The following is a 19,080-nucleotide window of genomic DNA, read 5'->3' as shown; positions in this document are numbered from 1 at the left end:
GCGCCGATGAGCAACAGCTTCCTGGAGACCGGACGCACCCGCCGCACCGGACCCATCCTGATCATCATCGCGGCACTCGCCGTGATCGCCATCGCGGTAACCACAATCGTGATCGTCGTGGCCAACACCTCGCCTGACCCGAAGCCCGAGCCGAGTGTCCAGCCGACCCTGTCGGTACCGACCGGCCCGCTGACCTTGATCAAGGGCTCATACACGGTCGACGGCGTCTCGGTCGGTTACCCCCACACCGTCGCGGGGGCGGTGTCGGCGGCCGCCGAGTACGCGACTCAGATCGGATCTACCTTGGATCCCGATCGCGCACGCATGATCGCTGGCGCTATCGCAGATCCCTCATTCGAGAACGCTCGTGATTACTTCGCGCAGGGGCCGGTCAACTCCCGGCAAAGGCTGAGTCTTCCACTGGCCGGCCCGATCCCTGCAAACGCGAGTTTGACGCTGGGTCCTGCTGCCTACCAGTTGCGTTCGCCGAGCGAAGACGCTGTCGTCGTTCTGATCTTGGGGTATCTGTCCATGGTCGGCTCCGACGGCAAGCTGATCTCGAAAATCGGTGTCTTCCCCATGGAGATGCACTGGGCGAACAGCGACTGGAAAGCGCTCAAGCCGGGCACCACCAAAGCCACCGACTTTAGCTCGCTCGCGACCACGCCCGGGTCATCCGAGGCTGCGGCAAAGGGATGGCTGGAGCTCCGGCCTTGAGGACCGAGTGCGATCTAATCAACAACCCGACGGGGTGCCCGGGCGACATCATCGATGACGTCATCGGGGGCGCGGCGCTGAACGCGTGGGAGTCGGTGTGTAAGAGCTTCGCTGATGCCGCGGTGTCGCTGATGAAGGGTTTCGCGGGCGCTTTCGCGGCGTTTCCGAAGATCGACTTGATGGCCCTGGAGGGTCCCTACGGGATCGCGAAGTGGGTCGGGATCGCCCTGATCGCGTTGCTGCTACTGGTGCAGGTGGTGCGCACGGCGGTGACGCATGACGGGTCGGCACTGGCGACCGGTGTGGTCGGTGTGGGTAAGGCGGCGCTGGCGTTCGCGTTCACGTTGTGGATCGCCCAGGCCGGTCTGGAGGCCGCGGATGAGATCACCGAGGGGATCATCAGTCGGTCGTTCGGCGACTCCGACGGGTTGAAGGAGCGGCTGACGCTGCTGTTCCAGTGGGGTGGTCCGAACCCTAACCAGACCCTTGTCGTGTCGGGGTCGTTGATGTTGATCCTGTCGCTGGTCGGGATCGTGCTGACGCTGGCGTTGTGGTTCGAGATGCTGCTGCGTCAGGGCGCGATCCTGGTGCTGCTGGCGACAGCGCCGATCGCGGCGGCGGGGTTGGTGTCGGAGTCGACGCGGTCGTGGTGGTCGAAGATGTGTGCCGCGACGATCCAGTTGATCGTGTTGAAGCCGGTGATCGCGTTGGTGTTCGCGATCGGGTTCGGTGTCCTCAGCCCTCCTGCCGGGACCGGCCCGTCGGAGCCGGTGAAGGTGCAGGATCTGACGACGCTGCTGGCCGGAATGCTGATCTTGTTGATGGCGGTGGTGGCGTGGCCGGTGATCGCCCGGTTCTTCACGTTCACCACGGTCCACGTCGGCTCCGGCGGGATGGCGGGCCTGCTCGGCTTCGCCGCGGGCCGCGCGAACAGCGGTGGCGGCCCGGTGGGGGTGAACCCGGCGCAGTTCGCGCAGGTGTCGGAGGCGCGCACGATGGCGTCCGCCGGAGCCCAGGGCGGCCTGGCCGTAGGCGGCCCAGCCGGTGCCGGTGCCGGTGCCGGCACTGGTGCTGCTGGTGTGTTGGGTGCGGCGGTGTGGCCGGTCGCGGTCGCGGCGGCGGGTATCGACATGGCGCAGCGGGCGGTGAACTCGCTGTCGGGCCGGATGGAGCAGATGGCCGGCCATGCCGGTATCCAGGGCGCGCAGCCTCATGGGCGTCCGGCGGGTCATCCGCAGTTCGCGGGTGAGTGGTCCAGCCCTGTCCCGTCGCCGTCTGCGCAGCAGCCGGAACGTGCCGCCCCCGCACCCGTGCCGGCGCCTGCCGAGGCTGGTCCTGCTGGGCTGATGCCCGAGACCCGCTTCATCGAACCCGCTCCGGCATACGAGCCCGGTGCCCATGTCAGCCCGATCGAGGAAGTCCAGCGATGACGACGAGCAGTGAGTCCGGCCCGCGTACGTATATGGGTTGGCAGCAGGAGAAGGTCGCGTTCCTGTTCGGGATGTCGGCGCAGCGGGCGGCGATGGTCGCTGCTGCGGTGCTTGCCGGGATCTGGCCGGTGGCCGCGTCGCGGCCGCAGGCGGGTGTGGTGTTGTGGCCGGTCGCCGCGGCGTTGGCCACGCTGGCGTTCCTGCGGCTGGGCGGGCGCACGGTCGACGAGTGGGCAGCGGCGTTCGTGTCCTACCACGCCAACCGGGCACGTAACCGGCACAAGTTCCTGTCGGCCGCGTTCGCTCCCGACACGTCGGCGGACGCGACGGGCCCGAAGCCGATGGACCTGCCCGGTGTCCTCGCCCCGGTGAAGATCCTGGGCGGGCAGATGCCCGGCGGCGGACCCCTGGCGATCGCCTACCACCGCCTGGACCGCACCTACACGGCGGTGGCGAAGGTCCGCTACTCCGGGATCAGCCTGGTCGACTCCGGGCGCCGGGATCAGCGGGTGGCCGGGTGGGGTGCGCTACTGGCCGGCTTGTGTGTTCAGGGCAACCAGATCGTGCGGGTCCAGGCGCTGCAGCGCATCGTGCCCGAATCAGGTGCGGCGCTACGGCGCTGGCACAACGACCACATCACCGCGGGCGCGCCGGAGCAGGCTGTAGCCGTGACGGCGGGCCTGCTGTCCACGGCGACGCTGGCCACCAGCCAGCGGGAGGCGTATCTGTCGTTCACCCTCGACGAGCGGCGGGCGAGCGCGGCGATCAAGAGCGCCGGTGGCGGCAGCGCCGCCGCCGCGGCGGTGCTGACCCGGCACCTGCGGGCCATGGCGGCGTCGATCGCGGGCGCGGATCTGCAGATCGAGTCGTGGTTGAGCCCACGGGATCTGGCGGAGGTGATCCGGACCGCGTTCGACCCCCACGCCGGGCGGCACCTGTCGGAGCGGCGTGCCAATGCCGCGGCCATCGGCGCCGACGGCCTACCCGCCGGCGTGGACCCGGCCATGGCGGGCCCGGCTGCGGCGGAGAGCAAGCCCGACGCGTACGCCCACGACGGCGCGCACTCGGTGACCTACTGGGTGCATGACTGGCCGCGCAGCCAGGTGTACTCGACGGTGCTCGCGCCGCTGCTGGGCGAGGGCGCCCACCGGCGTGCATTCAGCCTGCACATCGAACCCCTCGGCCCGCGCGAAGCCAGCCGGGAGGTGATGGGGGAGCGGACCAAGCGCAGCGTCGCGGTCGGGATGCGCCAGCGCACCAAGCAGATCGTCCCCGAACACGAACGCGTCGCCCTGCAGCGCGCAGAGGCGCAGGACGCCGAACTCGCCGCAGGGCACGGCCTGGTCCGGTTCACCGGCTACGTCACCCTGACCGTCACCGAGCCCGGCCAACTCGAGGACGCGTGCGCCGCCCTCGAAGCCGACGCGGCGGCGGCACGGATCGAGATCCGGCGCATGTGGTACGCCCACGACATCGGCTTCGCCATGGGCGCCCTACCGCTCGGGTTCGGCCTGCCCAAGAAGCGGTGGTAAACCGATGCTGCGCCGTAAGAAAGGCATCGACCTGCCCCAGGTCGACATCACCGAGGTCCTCGGGCACGTTCCCAGCCCGGTCAAAGCGGTACCGAAGGCCAAGCGCGAACGCCGGCACCGTGAGCCCGTACCGCCGCGCCTGGGCTGGCCGCGCCCGTTCGCTGGCCGCGCCGCCAGGCCCCCGGCGGTGCCGGTGTTCCGGGGCTCGACTGGGCAGATCCAGGGTCTGTACCCGTGGCTGTACGGGCAGAGCATGCCGCCGGCCGGCACGTACATCGGCATCGACACCCAGTCGGGCGGCTCGTTCTCCTGCCACCCGATCGAGTGGCTGAAACTCGGCCTGATCACCAACCCCAACATGATCATCACGGGTGTGCCGGGCTCCGGGAAGTCCGCGACGATCAAACTGCTGTGCTACCGGCTCATGGCCTACGGCGTGCGCAGTTTCATCGTCGGCGACATCAAGAACGAGTACGCCGCCCTGGCCCGCCACCTCGGCGTGCAGCCGGTCGAACTCGGGCCGGGGCTGGGCAACCGGCTCAACCCCCTGGACTCCGGCCCCCTCGGCCGCAACCTGCCCGCAGACCCGGCGCTGCTGCGCGAGCGCCTCGACGAGATCCACCGCCGGCGCATCACACTGCTGTCCTCGCTGCTGGTCATGCGGCTGGGCCGGGCACTGTCCCCGACGGAGGAGGCGGCGCTGTCCCTCGCCATCAAGCACGCCTCCGGCCAAGCGACCGCCGCGACCGACCTGGTCGACCCGACGATCCCGGCGGTGTGGGCGCTACTACGCGACCCCCTGACCGACATGGCCACCGAACTTCGGGTGCGAGGCGCGGACGTCGCCGAGCTGCGCGAGATGATCCGCCCCGTCGCCGACGCGCTGGGCAACATGGTCCAAGGCTCTCTGTCCGGGCTGTTCGACGGCCCCACGAGCATCCGCCTGGACTTTGACGCCCCCATCCAGACCGTGGATCTGTCACGCATCGACGGCCGCGGTGACGAGACCGTGGCCATGACCCTGGCGTGTGTGAGCAGTTGGGGCCAGGCCGCGATCGACGAGCCCGGCGGCCCGGTGCGCATGGTCGTGCGCGACGAATTGTGGCGGGCGATGCGCGTGCCCGCGATGATCCGCAAGATCGACTCTGATCTGCGGCTGTCCCGGGCGCAGGGCACCATCCAGGTCCTGTCCACCCACCGCCTGGCCGACTTCGAAGCCGTCGGCGAGCAGGGGTCGGAGGAGGTGACGATCGCCCGCAACCTCATCGCATCCTGCGACGTGCGGGTCTGCCTGCGCCAGGACACCGCACCCCTGGCCATGACCAAGGAGACCATCGGACTCACCGACACCGAGTGCGCCCACATCGCCGCCTGGTCCGGCGAGCACGTCGGCCGGGCGCTGTGGAAGGTCGGCCGCCAGCCGTCCCAGATCGTACAGACCGTACTCAGCCAGCGGGAACGGCAGCTGTTCTACACCAACGAACGCATGGTGGCCTGACGTGGACTGGATACGCGCCCGGTTCGAGCACCTCGTGATCGGCACGATCCTGGCCGGCGTCAACGAACCCGCGAACGCCGCCTATCTGCAGGCAGACGACTTCGAGTTCCCGTTCACCGGCGGACTGTATGCCGACCTGTTGCACATCGGCGCGGCGCAGCCCGGGTGGGACACCACGAAGATCGCGGCGGTAGGCGCACGCCGGCACACGACGGCAGGCGTCACCGCGGCACTGCTGCTGCGTCTAGCCGATGACGCCCGCGCCGCCACGCCCGAGACGCGGGCGGCGGCGTATGCGCAGGTCGCCTGGTACGGCAGCGCGAGCGCCATCGAGAACGAGCTGAAGGTCATCGGCGTCATGCGCAGCCACGCGCAGGCGATGGCCGCCTACGCCCGTCTCGGCTTGGCCCTACACCGCGCCGAGCACATCCAGCCCAGCGAGGACGGCTCGCGCATGCAGGAGCGCTGGCTGGAACACCACTACGGCTACAACCCCGTAGGCGACAACGAGCACCATGCCGCAGCAGAGCACACCGTGCTGGCTGGACTCTTGCGCACGCCGCAGGCGGGTTGGGTGATCGCGAACCTGCCCGAGGCGGCTTTCATCGATCCGCTGCACCGCACGGTCTACCACGCCCTCACCCACGGCGAGCTGCCCGCCCCACCCCGCCGGCCGACATCAGACCAGGTCACCGAAGTGGTCCTGCGCTTACACGTCCGCGGGGAAGTCGACACGAACCTGGACGACATCGTCGCGCTCGACGGGCGGCTGACCCGGCTATACGCGACTCGGGTCGGCGTGGTCGACTGCGTCACCGCTGCGGGAACCCTGTTCCCCGACGGCGACGGTTTGGCTGGCGCGGCACGGTGAGCACCAACACCACCCGCGTCGGCGGCGGCATCACCAGCAGCGGCTCGGACACGGCAATCCTCACCCTGATCGCCACCGCCGGGTTCGCCGGCGTCGGCACGTGGCTGTCCGGGCAACTGGCCGGGCTGCTGTTCACGTTCACCTGGCCCGCCGCGTCGCCAGGTGACGCGTTCACCATCGCCCTGGCCCTGCCGCAACATCTGGACGACCCGCGCCAGGCCTGGCCGCTAGCCGCACGCGACCAGCTACCCGGGCCGGCCGGGGTGTACCTCGTCATGGCTTTGGTCCTGGCTGCCATCGGGGGCCTTGCCGTGGCGCTCTGGCGCCGGTGGGGCAGGGGTGTGCAGCGGCGCGGCATGGCCTCCCCGCGCCAGCTCGACAAGACCCTGTCCGCGCGCGCGGTGCTCGGCAAGGCGGCTCGCTTGCGGCCGGGTCTGGTCGGCAAGCCGCAGCTGGCCGATGTGGCTGTGGAGCTCGGCACGGCAGGGTCGATGCCGCTGTACGCGAGCCTGGAGTCCTCGGTGCTGCTGGTGGCCGCGCCACGGCAGGGCAAGACCTCCCAGGTGATCATCCCGTGGCTGCGCGGGTTCCCCGGCGCCGCGGTCGTGACGTCGGTACGCCACGACGTCCTAGAGGCCACCGCCACGCTGCGGTCGGGCACCGCGTATGTGATGGAACTGACCGGGGACCTGACCTGGCCCCATCGCATCCAGTGGACCCCGATTGCCGGCTGCGAAAGCTACGACACAGCCCGCAAACGCGCCGACGTGATGATCGCCGTCGGTAAGCAGGAGTCCGCCGACGCGTCCAACTCCGGGTTCTTCGGCCTGACCGCCACCAACCTGATGGCGGCATGGCTGCACACCGCCGCGCTGACCGGCCGCACCATGACCGACGTCCTCATGTGGTCCACCGACGACACCAACGACGAACCCGTCAAACTCCTGCGCGGCGCCCACGGTGCCCGCGACGGCGTGCTTCGTATGCTCGACAGCTTCTACCGCCAGCCCACCACCACGCGTTCGAACCTGTGGACCACCGTGCAGACCGGCACCAGCTGCCTGTTCGGCGAAGCGGCCACCGCTGTGTTCTGCGGACCTGTCAGTCGTTCGTTCGACATCGAGGCGTTCCTGCGCGGTGGCACCGACACGATCTATCTGCTCGTCGACGAGAGCCAGGCCGCCGCACTCGCGCCGCTGGTCACCACGTTCGTCAACGAGATCACCATCACCGCCAAACGCCTCGCGCAACGCTCACCCAACGGCCGCCTCGACCCGCCCCTGGGAATGATCCTCGACGAGGTCACCAACGTCGTTCCCCTGCCCGACCTGCCCGACCAGATGTCGTACGCAGCAGGCTTCGGCGTCTTCATCGTCGGCGTGCTGCAGAACCTTGCCGCCGCAGAGCGGCGCTGGCGGGCCGTCGGCCGGCGGATGCTGTGGGCCAACGCCACCATCAAGATCGCTCTCGGTGGTCTGGCCGGCGACGACCTCGACGACTTCTCCCAACTCGCCGGCACCTACCGCGAAACCCTGCTCGTGCCGCAGCGCAACCCGCAAGGCGTGACCACCCAGGCCACGGTCGTCGATCGCAAGACGATGTCGCCCGAAGCGATCCGCACCCTCGACGAGCAGGACCGTCAAGCGCTGGTCATCCACGCCACGACCCCGGCCGTCAAGACCCGCATGGTGCGCCACTACGAAAGCGCCCACGCCAAGGACTACACCCGCGCCACCGCCGAAGCCCGCACCCTGATGGGCCACACCACCGGAGCCGCCACATGAGCACACCCGAACCACGCCCGGCGCCCGCCCTACATCTGGGCGGCGGGTACGAGGTCAAGCCCGTCATCCGCGAGTGGCACACCCTGAGCCCCGACGAGCAGCAGACCGAATGGGCCGACCTCGTCGACTGGGTCATCTGGATCCACGACCTGTACGAACTGTCCCGCGAGGAACGCCTGCCACTGTGCTGGCCGCGACACCCGGGACTGGTCGAGGAACTGCGCAGCCTCAAAGTCTGGCGCGAAGCCGTCTACGGCACCCCGGACGCACCCGCGCACACCGCCCGGTCCTGGCACGGCGAACTTCGCCAGACCATCGCCGCCACCGCCTCGTTCTGGGCGCCGTCCTGCCGCGCCGGCCACACCGACGCCGCCGTGCTCACCGACGCCCACCCGGAACTCGCCAAGGCCTGGCACGAAGCGGGACCCCCGGCCACCCCCGGCAGGCCCACCGTCACGGGACCGACCGCCGGCGCGCGGGAGATCAGCGATGCGGCGATGGCCGACGCCCTGGCCAACGGCCGGGCCATGGTGCACAGCAAGGGCATGCCGTTCTACACCAACATCGACGGGACCTGGTGGACCCGCGCCGACGACAGCACCACGTGGCTTCGCTGCACCGACCCCGCCCACCACGCACACCTCGACACCACCGCCGCACGCATGCGCGCCGCCGAAGCCGCCCGCGACAACCTGAACCTCTGAAGGAGACCCGACCATGGCGGACCTGATCATGCGCGCCGAACACGGCATCCTCGGCGCTCTCCTGACCGGCGACCAGGCAGACCTCATCACCAACACACTGACTGCGGACGACTTCGGCCACCCCGCCCACGCCGCGATCTACGGCGCGATCCTCGACCTGCAATACGCCGGCTACGACACCAACACCCTGACCACCGCAGTCGCCGCGGTCGTCGACCGGCCCGACGTCGACGCCACCTGGCTACAGCAACTTGCGGCCGCCGCACCCGACGGGGCCGACGTCCGCCCCTACGCCCAGATCGTCATGCAAGCCGCGTTCGACCGCGACACCGCCGACCTCGCCCTGCCCTACCACGCCGCCGCCGAAACCACCGCCGACCCACAGGAGCGCTCACACCTGGCCCGCGTCGCGGCAGCACTCGACGCCCGCGCCGCCGCGTTCGCACCCGCCGCCGCGATCGACCCCGAACAGGACATCCAGCTAACGGCCCCGACCGGCGCGGCGCTGGAGTTGCACCGCGAGGACGCGGTCATCGCCGACATCCTCCAGCACCCCGAGCAGGCCAAGGCCGTCGCTTCCTGGCTGCACTCCGACGTGTTCACCATTGAGCAGCGACGGCTCACGTTCGAGGTCGCGATCTCCACCGCCTACCACGGCGACCCCATCGACCCCGTCATCCTGGCCTGGGAAGTCGAACGCAACCGCAGCCTCAACCTCCTACACCACCACCGGCCACAACTACCCGACCCACGAATTGAACCCGACTACACCTACATCGGCCGCCTCCTGACCACCGCCGTAGCAGTCGGCACCGCCGTGACAGTCGGCCACAGCCTCGTCGAAGCCCACGTCGCCGCGACCCTCGCCCTGAGCGCAGCCGCCGCAGCCGAACGCGCCCTCCACCGCGGGCACACAGTCGAGATGGCCCACATCGAGGTGAGGCTCGAAGCCCACCAAATGCCCCAGCCCTCCGCCGACCGGCCCATCGAGCTGTGAAGGGACGACCGACGATGACCACGCCCAACACAGCCACCACCGGCCAGCCCCAGGCGCAGCGGCACCTCAGCCACGACCAGATGCGCCACCTCATCGCAGCCGGCCAGGCGGCACCCATGTCAGCCGACGAACGCCACCGCATGTACGTCAGGTATGACGGCACATGGTGGATCGCCGACCGTGACGGCTACACCCAGATCACCAACCCCGCCCACAACATCAAGCTCGACACGTGGCATCGGCGGCTAACCGACGGAGCCCTATGGTCCTAGATCGAACTCCAACCGCCAGGGGACTTTGGGTGTCGACGGCATTGGGCCCGGGCGTCCAGCGAGGCTCTTGATACATCTTCCGCGTGAGCTTCCCAGCAAGGGTGATCGACGACTCTAGATCGCAGCGCGGTTGGTGGGTAATGGTCGATGGGCGAAGACATCGAGGTGCTGAGCAATGGTCTCGGTTAAGATGTCCGCCATCTCGCCCACCTTCTCGGTTGCCTCTGTGCCGATGGAAAAGCGCAGGAATGGATCATGGAACTCTGCGGTCGACGAGGTTGCAGACACACGGGTGGTCGAGAGCCCGAAGCTCACGCCCCTGACCAGCGGGATGCCGCGTAATCTGGCCATTTTCATCAGGCGCTCGATCAGCGATTCCAGGACGTCGCGATTGTTCAGACCTGTCTCGTGGAACTTCAGGGTGACCACGCCGCCGCCGTGCGACCAGTCGTTGTGCGTCCAGTCGTCGACAACGCCTACTGCGAGGCGTTTACCAAGCCATGGCACGAGGCGTAGAGAATGCGCGAATGCGGATGCGTTGGCGGACATTGTCTGCATCCTGTCCAGGAACGTTTCGCGATCTGCCCTGGGAAAGCGAGCGACAGCCTCGGGATACAGAACGGTACCAGTGTTGCGGCGCTGCAGCCGTAAGTGAGTAGAGAGGGCCGTTGGTATGACACAAACACCGGCCATTTGCAGGTCAAGGCCGAGTTGTGCGTATTTACTTGCACTCTCGTAGTAGAGGGCGCGGGGGGTCGTGCCCGGGGGGAACAGGCGAAAGATGTCGATGCCGCCTGAGACCATGGTTCCGTCGATGACCAGCCAGCGGTCTGACCATGCCGGATTGCCAACGGTGATGCTGGCGAGCTCGCGGAGGTCGACCGAGGGGAGTCCCGCTATGTTGGCCACGGGGTCGACGAACAGAACGCGAGCGTCATTCTGCTCGACGATCTGTACGAGGTCGGAAGGGTGGAAGCTCGCAGCTTGGACGTGTCTTACGAAGGGTAGGCTCGTCAACTGTTCGCGAGCCTCGAAATAGATGTAGGGCGTGCACGCAACCGTATCGCCCGGTTGTAGCACGTGCCGTAGCAGGTAAGACTCGATGAGCTGGTAGGCGGCCATTCCGCTCGACGTTGCCAGCAGTTCGACGTCGTGGTTTGCGAATCCGAGCATCTCGGCGAGGCACAGCTCGAGGTCGAGTAGGGCGGCGTTGCCGTACCGGGCATAGTTCGCGATGTCGGGCATCTGTGCGGCGGGATCGAAAAAGTTGATTCTCTGGCTTTGGTCATGTGCGGGACTAGCCCATTCCATCGACTGATGTATGAAGCCCGTTAGTCGGTGAAGCAAGCGCAGTTCGTCCTCGTGGTGCTCGGTTGTATTACTGGCGACGTGGTTGCGTAAGCGCTGGGCGATGCTGAGAACGACGTCAAGCGCCTCGTGGGCGACGGGGCTTACGCGAAGATCCGAGTCTTGCACATAGCGTCGGTGCGCCGTCAGAACAGATGCCGCAGCGTCGAGTTGCGACCTCGGAGGTGAACCGGCGGACGGTAGGTTCGGCGGTGTAGCCGTCATCGACCGGTCGCCGTGCGTTGCGGGCAGCTGTTGCGCGAGGGTCGGGGGGCGGCTCAGAACGGGTGTGCGTCGGCGAAGGCCGAGCCGACGACGCAGGTTCGGATCGGGGATATCGGTGGTGAACGCTCGAGCGACGTCCGAGGAGTTGATGTTGCTACCGGTGAGAACGACCAGTGACCGGCCAGACGTCGATGGCCCTGGCGGGGTCATTAGCGCCCCGACTGCCGCAGCTGCCGCGCCTTCAACGAGCAGGTTTTGCCGATGTAGTAGGGCGAAGACCCCCAGTGCGATGGTCGGCTCGTCGACTTCGTGGAGCGCGACCGACAGCCGGTTCAAGACCTCAGCCAGCGGGTGTGGGTCTGGAGTCAGGACCGCGAGGCTGTCAGCGAGCGTGGGCGCATACGCTTGGGCCAGGCAATTCGTCAATGGGAGTTGCCCGAAGGGGCGCCGGAACACGGCTGGGTGGACCGCGGCGAGCCGGATGTCGGCGACGGCAGCAGTTGCGTATTCGCCGCAGCCGGCGAGAAGCGTGCCACTGCCTAGAGGGACAATGAGATTGTCAAAAGGACCTGCGTCTTCGAATGCCTCAGCAGCGCAGGTGGCGAGTGCGACTGCTGCGCGTAGGTCGCCGGATGACGGAAGAAACGGCAGGCTGTGTCGCTGCGCGTAGGCAACGGCGTAGCTGGTGGCATCGTTGCCGTCGGCCCCGGCGACCTCGACATGTGCGCCGAGTTCCCTGATGCGTCTGGTACGTACGGCAGAGGCGTTGATCGGAACGAATGCTACGCATGAGTGGCCGAGAATACGCGCGGCCTCGGCAATCGCGAGTCCGTGGTTCCCGCCGGGCGCTGTCACGAAGCGTTGAGCCGGGTCGAGGGACAACAGGGCATGGAAGGCGGAGCGGGCTTTGACGCTGCCACTGCGTTGCCAGCATTCCAGCTTGGCCCAGACTTCTCCGTCGGGGGTGTCCAGCCATGGCAGCCGGATGGTGGGCGTATTCACAACATATGGGGCAATGATCGTGCGGGCCGTGTCGACCTGGTCGGCGATTACGTCAAACGCGGAGCGTCGGCCGGTGGTCTGGGTCATGCAGGATCATCTACCAAGGAAGCGGTCGACGTTCGTGAAAAAGTTGGCCGCGTGGCCCGTCGTCGGGCAGCGTGGCCAGCCACGTGAAGGTATCGACGACTTCTGCCGGCGCGTGTTCTGCTTTGCCGTACGCCAAGCGGGTGGCGATCAAGCCCGGTGACGCGGCATTCACCAGAATGTTGTCCCCGGCGACCTCGTCTGCGAGCACACACGTCAAGGCGTTGAGGGCGGTCTTAGAGATGCGATACGCGGCGCTGCCCGTTTTCATCGTCGACAGCAGGCTCATGTGGCTGGTCACGTTGACGATGCGTCCGTAGCCGCCTTGGCGCATCTGCGGGATGGCCGCTATGCAACACCGCCAGGCGCCGAGCAGGTTGGCGTTCATCGTCGCCGCGACGATTTCCATGTCCGCAGAGTGTGCTGGCCTGGCACGATCAATGGCGACGGCGGCATTGTTGACGAGCACGTCCATTTTGCCGTGTTCGAAGCCGATGTCGGCGATCGCCCGTGCGACGCTGGCTGGGTCGGTGATGTCGAGTTGGTGCGCGCTGACGTCGAGTCCGGCGGCAAGCAGTTTGTTCGCCGCGTCTACGACAGCTCGTTCATCTCGGCCGGTGAGGACGACGTGCAGACCCAGGGTGGCGAGAGCCTCGCTGATCGCGAACCCAAGCCCTCGATTGGCGCCGGTGACGACGGCGACTCTGCGCATCAGATGAACTCCATGCTGTCGATCTGCTCGACGAGTGTGCGGGCATCGGAGATCCCATCGTACTGAGCGAGACGATTGCGAAGGCGACGGATGCGCCCGGTGTTGCGGGCGGAGCGTGAGGTCTGCAGGTCGCCCAGTGCGGATCTCGTCAAGTCGCAGGCCTGCTCGACATTTCGAAGGTCGATGAGGTTTTCGGCACGCCAGATGCGGTACGTCGCGCGGTCGCGGACCCGCGATGCCGGTTGGAGTTCCAGCGCCTTGGCTAGCCAGGCCTCGGCTTCGGCTGGCCGATGGACAAGCCGGTAGCACGCGGCGGCTTGCGCATAGTATTCGGCTTCGTCGAAATAGCCTGCCCAGGCGGGTGCAGCCGTAGCGTGGTCGGGTGCTCGGCCCATAGCCGTGTCCGCCGAGGCGAGTAGGCGCTCAGCCCTGGTCCGGTCGCCTGCGGCCGCGGACGTCCGGGCAAGCCTGATGGTGAGCATGGCAACTACGCGGGGGTGGGCATTCTGGGCGCTGGCAAGTGCCGAGCTTGCGATTGACAGTGCGTCAGCGGTCTGGCGGAGGTCTACCCGTTGCAGACTCATGCACTTGAGGATGTTGGCGCCGAGCATGCGATCATCAGCGGCGTGCGATGCGCGTAGGGCAGCGATCCAATAGCGCTCAGCCGCAGTGTGGAACCCGGCGTCGAAACTGGCGTAGCCGGCAAGCCGTCCGAGTTCTGCAGCGATGGCGGCCATCCTGCGGCCGGTGGGTTCGTCATAGCGGCTGGCGAGAAGCAGATTGGTGACTAGACGTAGTTCCGAGTCCACGATCCCGCGGACACCGGCACCGCCGAGGCTCGCATCCAGCGAACGCATGGTTGGCAGGCGCTGCTCAAGGCAGTCAACGACTGTTGTGTCGAGCCGGCCTCCGCGCATCGCTGGTATGAGGCGGGGGGCGTCGGTGCCAAGCCATCGATCCGTCAGCGTAGCGACCGCAACTCCGCCGAGAGTGAGAAATGCTCGTCTGTCCAGCATGGCCGACTCCGCTTCCCGGCCAAGCGCCGCCAGCGCCTGGTCCCAGGTCCAATCGAACGTCGTATCGATCCGTACACCTGCCGGTAGCCAGTACGGCCAACCCAGCGCCGACACCGTGCCAGTGTCAACGCCAAGCTCGGCCGCTATGGCGAGCTGGGTGGCGTGATCGGGTGACACGCCGCCGTTCTCCCACTTGCTGACGTCGCCTGCGTGAAATGTCGCCTGGGTTCTACGAAGGATGAGATTGGCGAGGTCCTGCTGGCTCCAGCCCCGCTCGTAGCGTACATAGGTCAAGGGGTGCGGAAAGACGGTGAGGTCGCTGGGCCGTGGCTCGTTGTTGTTGGCAGCGATGCCCGCAGGCGTCGTGGCGGTAGCTGACGCTCGGATGACGTAGAACCCGAGCTGAGCGTCGCCTTCGACCATCAACACTGATCGAAAAGCTTCGCGATACTTGCTGTTGGGCCAGCGATGCTCCCCACGTTCCAGTTTGCCGATGTACGTCTCGTCCAGCTCTGATCGCTGCCCATGGGTGATGAGAAGATATCCGTTGACAGCCTCAGCAAGTTCTTGTCGCGACATCGGCCGACCCGAACCTGACGGTGACACAAGGTGGCGTCTTGCTCGATTGAGCAATGTGTTCGGCGACAACACTCTTCCCGCACCCACGGATCCTCCCTTCGTCTATATCAGGATGACAGGACACGACGCACGTGTCAGGACGGTTCGCGTAACCCTCACTCAGGTGACCGCCGCGACTGCTGGCGGTGGCCCACCCGCAACGAGCGGCAGCGCCTACAGGTCGAAGTCGCCGCGTCGGATGCCGGCCAGGAACTCCTGCCATACAACTGACGGGAAGGCCAGGATCCCGCCGTTCGGGTCTTTCGAGTCGCGTACTCCGACGTGACTGCCGTCCTCGCTGGTGGCGACTTCCACGCAGTTGTCACCGCCACCGCTGCGGGTCGATTTGCGCCAGTTGGTGAGCGTCGTGTGCTCCATCAGCGGTCCTTCTCTCGTAGTTCCTCGGCTACTGCGGCGAGGAGGTCAAGGCTGTCCAGGGGTGCCAGGGCGGCTTCGCGGAGGCGGTCGTACAGGGCCAGGTAGTAGTCGACCTCTGCGGCGTCGGTCAAGACCAGGTCCGAGGTGACGGTGTCCACCGCGACGACGACCGGGTCGTCGGGGTCGGGGTAGCGGTAGACCGAGAACGGTGACCGGGCTACGGCGTGATCAGCGATTCGTGCGCCGACGCGCAGCACCCGGATGGTGATCTTCGAGTTGTTGTGGCCGAGGTCGATGAGGTGATCGAGTTGCCTGCAGACGACATTGCCCGGTGCGGCAAGCCGGCGCACGGCCAGCTCGTCGATGATCACTTCGTAGGTCGGTCCGCCCGGGCGCTGCATGACCTGCTGGCGGGCGGCTCGCGCTTCGACGGCGCGCTCCCGGTCGAACTCCTGGCCGTGGGCTGAGTGGTCTACGCGGGCGCGGGCCTGCGTGAAGGTGGGGATCTGCAGAAGACCGGGCAAAAGGGTCAGCTGGTACTCGCTGATGGTGCTGGCTCCGGCCTCGAGGTTGGCGTACAAGGCCTGGCGCGGGCCCATCTGCGTGGCGAACTTCTCCCACCACCCGCGCTCCTGCGACTCGCGGGCAATCGCCATGATCGTGTTCCAGCGTGGCTGGCCGACGCCCAGCTCGGCCAGGATGCGCATGATCTCGTCGAGATCAGGGCGTACATGGCCGTTCTCCAGGCGTGAGATGCGCTGACGGGCGACCCCGATCGACCTGGCGAGCCGGTCCGCCGAGTATCCGTGGTCGTCGCGCAGCCGCGTGATCTCAGCGGCCAGGCGCCGGCGGCGCACATAGGGACTGATCATGGTGTTCTGCCTCTACTCGGCTCGGTGACCGACGGCGGCAACCCGCCGATGCGCACAGACAGTAACCCCAAAATCGACGGCTGACGACGCCCGATCTGGACAGTGCGGTGAGTTTCAGCAGGTGGGAGACAAGTCTCCTGCCAAGTCTCCTGGCATGTCTCCTGCCAAAGTGGCGTTCCCGCCACCGGGGACCGTCCGTGAAGGTGTACTCACGACGAGCGATGCATCGACTTCCTGGCGCCAAGTCGGCCAGGGGGCATGCGGTCCATCGCATCCTCCCCACCACCCGGCAGACAAGGGGGCGACATGGCCATCACCGATACGGGCTGCGGTACTCCCATCGGCAGGCAGGCCATGACGGTACCCGCTCTGCCGGCCGCACGCAGCGCTCCGGTCCCTCGCGCAGCTGCTGTACGCACCGCTGTCGTTCCGAGAACGGGCTGGGCGGCATCGGAAGGTCGTCTGTCCGTCACGGGCGACAACTTGCCGGAAGTCCTCGCTGCTACCTGCCTTGATATGACGGTGGCGGTGGGAGACCTGGCTGGGCTTCGGCGGGGTGCACGCGACCGTACCTTCCCGCCGCGTGCACCCCGTTCGAGCAGCCGACCCACACTGAACCGGCCTGAGTGCCGGACGGCATCGAGTGCCGACACGGTGTCCGATGACGAGGCGGGGGCCAGGCCCAGGGCGCACCGGCCGCGCCCAGCCAGGGGGGTACCCCGCCTCATCAAGTACGTCCCTGCTACCACGCGCTGCGGACAGAACTCCCCAGCAGTACGCGTGACAGCCAGCTCGGGGCGTACCGGGCTGGCGTGGATCACCGTCACGGCAAGCGGTGATCCACGCCAGCCACAGACCGAGTGGAAGGCGGGCAAGCCGTGATCGCCGACGACTTCTTCCGCATCGCCCACCACGACGTCACCGGGAAACCGCGCCTGCACAGCCGCGCGGTGGCGATCGGCCTGGCGGCGTCGCTGCTGGGTGAGCTGCTCGCCGAGCGGCGCATCACCCTCGCCGACGGCCAGCTCACCATCACCGACCGCACGCCGCCATCGGACTCTCTCACCCACGCGGTCCTCGACCAGCTCGTCGACGAGCCGCGCCAGCACACCATGCAGACGTGGCTGGCGTTCCTCAGCCAGCAGGCGACGGCCCAGGTCGCAGGTCGGCTGCAGCGCGCGGGGCACGTTCGGGCCGAGGCGGGCCGTCGGCTGCTGCGCACCGCCGGCACGGTCTGGGTCCCCACCGACATGAACACCGCCGCCAAGCCCTGGGCGCTGCTGTCGAACCAGCTGCGCCGCCACGGACCCCTCGACTACCACCAGCTCTGCCTGGCCGGGCTGTGCCACGTCACCGGCCTGGACTCCTACGTGATCGAGGGCGCGCCCCCAGCCACCTACGAGCACATGCGCAACCAGATCGGCACCCTCTGGCCCCCGATGCAGGACCTGCTGCACCACACGCGTACGGCCATCGGCAACGCCGTCCTGGCCCACCGCACCTGACCCACCCTGAAAGAGGAGCTGTACGTGACCCACTCCACCAGCCAACCGACCCGGGCGAGTAACGTCTCGCGGACCCTGGCGCAGTCGCGTCTGGGCGTGCCCAGCGTGTTCTTCTTCGCCGCAGCCGGCGCCGCACCGCTGACCGTCGTGGCAGGCGGCGCCACCACCGGCTTTGCGGTCACCGGAACGCTGGGCATCCCGGTCTCCTACTTCGCCATCGCGATCATCCTGGCCGTGTTCTCTGTCGGTTACGTGGCCATGAGCCGCCACATCGTCAACGCCGGCGCCTTCTACACCTACATCAGCCACGGGCTCGGCAAGATCACCGGCGTCGGTGCGGCGGGTGTCGCCGTGCTGGGCTACAACGCCATGCAGGTCGGCCTGTACGGCGGGTTCGGTGCTGTGCTGGCCGGCTACCTCGAAACCCGCTTCGGCATGAGCATCACCTGGTGGGAGTGCGCCTTCATCGGCTGGGCCCTGGTGGCGGTGCTCGGCGTGCTGCGCGTCGACCTGAATGGCAAGGTCCTGGCCGTCCTGCTCCTCGCGGAGATCGCCATCGCGGTTGTCTACGACGCTGTGATGATCGGCCATCCCGCCCGTGGCGGCGTGGATTACGACACCCTGGCCCCCTCCTACCTGTTCGCCTCGGGTATCGGCGCAGCTCTGGTCACCGCGGTCACCGGGTTCGTCGGCTTCGAGGCTGGCGTCGTGTTCAGCGAGGAGACCAAGGACCCCAAGCGCACCGTCGCTCGAGCCACCTACCTCGCCCTGGTCGTCACCGGCCTGCTCTACGGCCTCTCGGCCTGGGCCATGTCCGTGCCCACCGGCCACGACGGCATCGTCACCGCCGCCCAGGCGCAGGGCACCGAGCTCATCTTCAGTCTCGTCGCCCCGCACGTCGGGCAGGCCATGATCGACATCGGCCATATCCTGTTCATCACCTCCCTGTTCGCCGCGCTGCTGGCCTTCCACAACACCGTCGCCCGCTACCTGTTCGCCCTCGGCCGCGAAGGCGTGCTGCCCGCCGCGCTTGGGCGCACCAGCCGCCGCAGCGGTGCGCCCAAGCTCGGCTCCCTCATCCAGACCGCCCTCGCCTTCGCCGTGATCACCGTCTACGCGGTCAACGGCTGGGACCCGATCGTCAAGCTGTTCTTCTGGCTCACCGTCGCGGGCGGCCTGGGCGTGCTCATCCTCATGGTCGCTACCTCCCTGGCCGTCCTCGGCTACTTCCGCCGCAATCCGGTCGGCGAGAACCCATGGCGCCGCATCATCGCGCCGCTGTCGTCCTTCCTCGCCCTCGGCGCCGTCCTCGCGATCACGCTCGACCAGTTCCACCTCCTGCTGGGCGTCGGCCCCGACTCGCTGCTGAAGTGGATCTTCCCGATCGCCTATGCCGTCACAGCCGCGTCCAGCGCGGCCTGGGCCCTCGCCCTCCGGCTGGGCCGCCCCAGCACCTACGCCGCCATCGGCCTGGGCGCCAACAGCCCCACGCCCGCCACCGCGCACGCCTGACAAG

General features: G+C 67.8%; 16 protein-coding genes. 11 read left to right on the top strand and 5 right to left on the bottom strand.

Annotated features, from left to right (window positions below; translation table 11 throughout):
• The first annotated feature begins 6 nt into the window (after positions 1-6).
• Genes Cs7R123_RS16085 through Cs7R123_RS16045 form a run of 9 tightly spaced genes read left to right on the top strand, consistent with a single transcriptional unit; the run spans position 7 to position 9,805 of the window.
• On the top strand, positions 7-717 hold the full coding sequence (locus Cs7R123_RS16085) for a hypothetical protein (protein WP_212827421.1): 711 nt from the start codon (positions 7-9) through the stop codon (positions 715-717).
• Entirely contained in the window at positions 714-2,147 is a 1,434-nt protein-coding gene (locus Cs7R123_RS16080; RefSeq protein WP_212827419.1) for a conjugal transfer protein TrbL family protein, read from the top strand. Before Cs7R123_RS16085 ends, Cs7R123_RS16080 begins: the two co-directional genes overlap by 4 nt.
• Positions 2,144-3,679 carry an SCO6880 family protein gene (locus Cs7R123_RS16075; RefSeq protein ID WP_212827417.1) on the top strand — a complete coding sequence of 512 codons (1,536 nt, stop codon included), beginning with the start codon at positions 2,144-2,146 and terminating at the stop codon, positions 3,677-3,679. The genes Cs7R123_RS16080 and Cs7R123_RS16075 overlap by 4 nt, the downstream gene beginning before the upstream one ends.
• Before the next feature lie 4 nt (positions 3,680-3,683).
• Positions 3,684-5,177, top strand: a complete 1,494-nt coding sequence (locus Cs7R123_RS16070) for a VirB4 family type IV secretion system protein (RefSeq protein WP_212827415.1) — start codon at positions 3,684-3,686, stop codon at positions 5,175-5,177.
• Position 5,178: 1 nt separating this feature from the next.
• The gene (locus Cs7R123_RS16065) at positions 5,179-6,048 is read left to right on the top strand and encodes a hypothetical protein (protein WP_212827413.1); all 870 of its coding nucleotides are present in this window, start codon (positions 5,179-5,181) and stop codon (positions 6,046-6,048) included.
• Positions 6,045-7,832: a type IV secretory system conjugative DNA transfer family protein gene (locus Cs7R123_RS16060; RefSeq protein ID WP_212827411.1), complete on the top strand. Its 1,788-nt coding sequence runs from the start codon at positions 6,045-6,047 to the stop codon at positions 7,830-7,832. Before Cs7R123_RS16065 ends, Cs7R123_RS16060 begins: the two co-directional genes overlap by 4 nt.
• Positions 7,829-8,536 carry a hypothetical protein gene (locus Cs7R123_RS16055; RefSeq protein ID WP_212827409.1) on the top strand — a complete coding sequence of 236 codons (708 nt, stop codon included), beginning with the start codon at positions 7,829-7,831 and terminating at the stop codon, positions 8,534-8,536. The genes Cs7R123_RS16060 and Cs7R123_RS16055 overlap by 4 nt, the downstream gene beginning before the upstream one ends.
• A gap of 13 nt (positions 8,537-8,549) precedes the next feature.
• Positions 8,550-9,533, top strand: coding sequence for a DnaB-like helicase N-terminal domain-containing protein (locus tag Cs7R123_RS16050; RefSeq protein WP_212827407.1), 984 nt, complete (start codon positions 8,550-8,552; stop codon positions 9,531-9,533).
• A gap of 14 nt (positions 9,534-9,547) precedes the next feature.
• Complete coding sequence (locus Cs7R123_RS16045; RefSeq protein WP_212827405.1) at positions 9,548-9,805, top strand: hypothetical protein; 258 nt, start codon at positions 9,548-9,550, stop codon at positions 9,803-9,805.
• 114 nt (positions 9,806-9,919) lie between these two features.
• On the opposite strand, the gene Cs7R123_RS16040 is transcribed toward Cs7R123_RS16045, so the two are convergent.
• The 5 genes from Cs7R123_RS16040 to Cs7R123_RS16020 form a co-directional block, all read right to left on the bottom strand.
• On the bottom strand, positions 9,920-12,466 hold the full coding sequence (locus Cs7R123_RS16040) for a pyridoxal-phosphate dependent enzyme (RefSeq protein WP_212827403.1): 2,547 nt from the start codon (positions 12,464-12,466) through the stop codon (positions 9,920-9,922).
• Between the two features lie 10 nt (positions 12,467-12,476).
• Positions 12,477-13,175 carry an SDR family NAD(P)-dependent oxidoreductase gene (locus Cs7R123_RS16035; RefSeq protein WP_212827401.1) on the bottom strand — a complete coding sequence of 233 codons (699 nt, stop codon included), beginning with the start codon at positions 13,173-13,175 and terminating at the stop codon, positions 12,477-12,479.
• On the bottom strand, positions 13,175-14,770 hold the full coding sequence (locus tag Cs7R123_RS16030) for a helix-turn-helix transcriptional regulator (RefSeq protein ID WP_244871854.1): 1,596 nt from the start codon (positions 14,768-14,770) through the stop codon (positions 13,175-13,177). The genes Cs7R123_RS16035 and Cs7R123_RS16030 overlap by 1 nt, the downstream gene beginning before the upstream one ends.
• A gap of 213 nt (positions 14,771-14,983) precedes the next feature.
• Positions 14,984-15,187 (bottom strand): DUF397 domain-containing protein, encoded by a 204-nt coding sequence (locus Cs7R123_RS16025; RefSeq protein ID WP_212827399.1) that lies wholly within the window; start codon positions 15,185-15,187, stop codon positions 14,984-14,986.
• Positions 15,187-16,059 carry a helix-turn-helix transcriptional regulator gene (locus tag Cs7R123_RS16020; protein ID WP_212827397.1) on the bottom strand — a complete coding sequence of 291 codons (873 nt, stop codon included), beginning with the start codon at positions 16,057-16,059 and terminating at the stop codon, positions 15,187-15,189. The genes Cs7R123_RS16025 and Cs7R123_RS16020 overlap by 1 nt, the downstream gene beginning before the upstream one ends.
• An 878-nt stretch (positions 16,060-16,937) precedes the next feature.
• On the opposite strand from Cs7R123_RS16020, the gene Cs7R123_RS16015 reads away from it, so the two are divergent.
• Together Cs7R123_RS16015 and Cs7R123_RS16010 are read left to right on the top strand one after the other, a co-directional pair.
• Complete coding sequence (locus Cs7R123_RS16015) at positions 16,938-17,564, top strand: GPP34 family phosphoprotein (protein ID WP_212827395.1); 627 nt, start codon at positions 16,938-16,940, stop codon at positions 17,562-17,564.
• A 24-nt stretch (positions 17,565-17,588) separates the two neighbouring features.
• Positions 17,589-19,076, top strand: a complete 1,488-nt coding sequence (locus Cs7R123_RS16010) for an APC family permease (RefSeq protein ID WP_244871853.1) — start codon at positions 17,589-17,591, stop codon at positions 19,074-19,076.
• The last annotated feature ends 4 nt before the right edge of the window (positions 19,077-19,080 follow it).

The organism is Catellatospora sp. TT07R-123 (genome assembly GCF_018327705.1).
Lineage (GTDB): Bacteria > Actinomycetota > Actinomycetes > Mycobacteriales > Micromonosporaceae > Catellatospora.
Note: the sequence above shows the minus strand (reverse complement) of the source record. Positions and strands in the feature narration are given on the sequence as shown.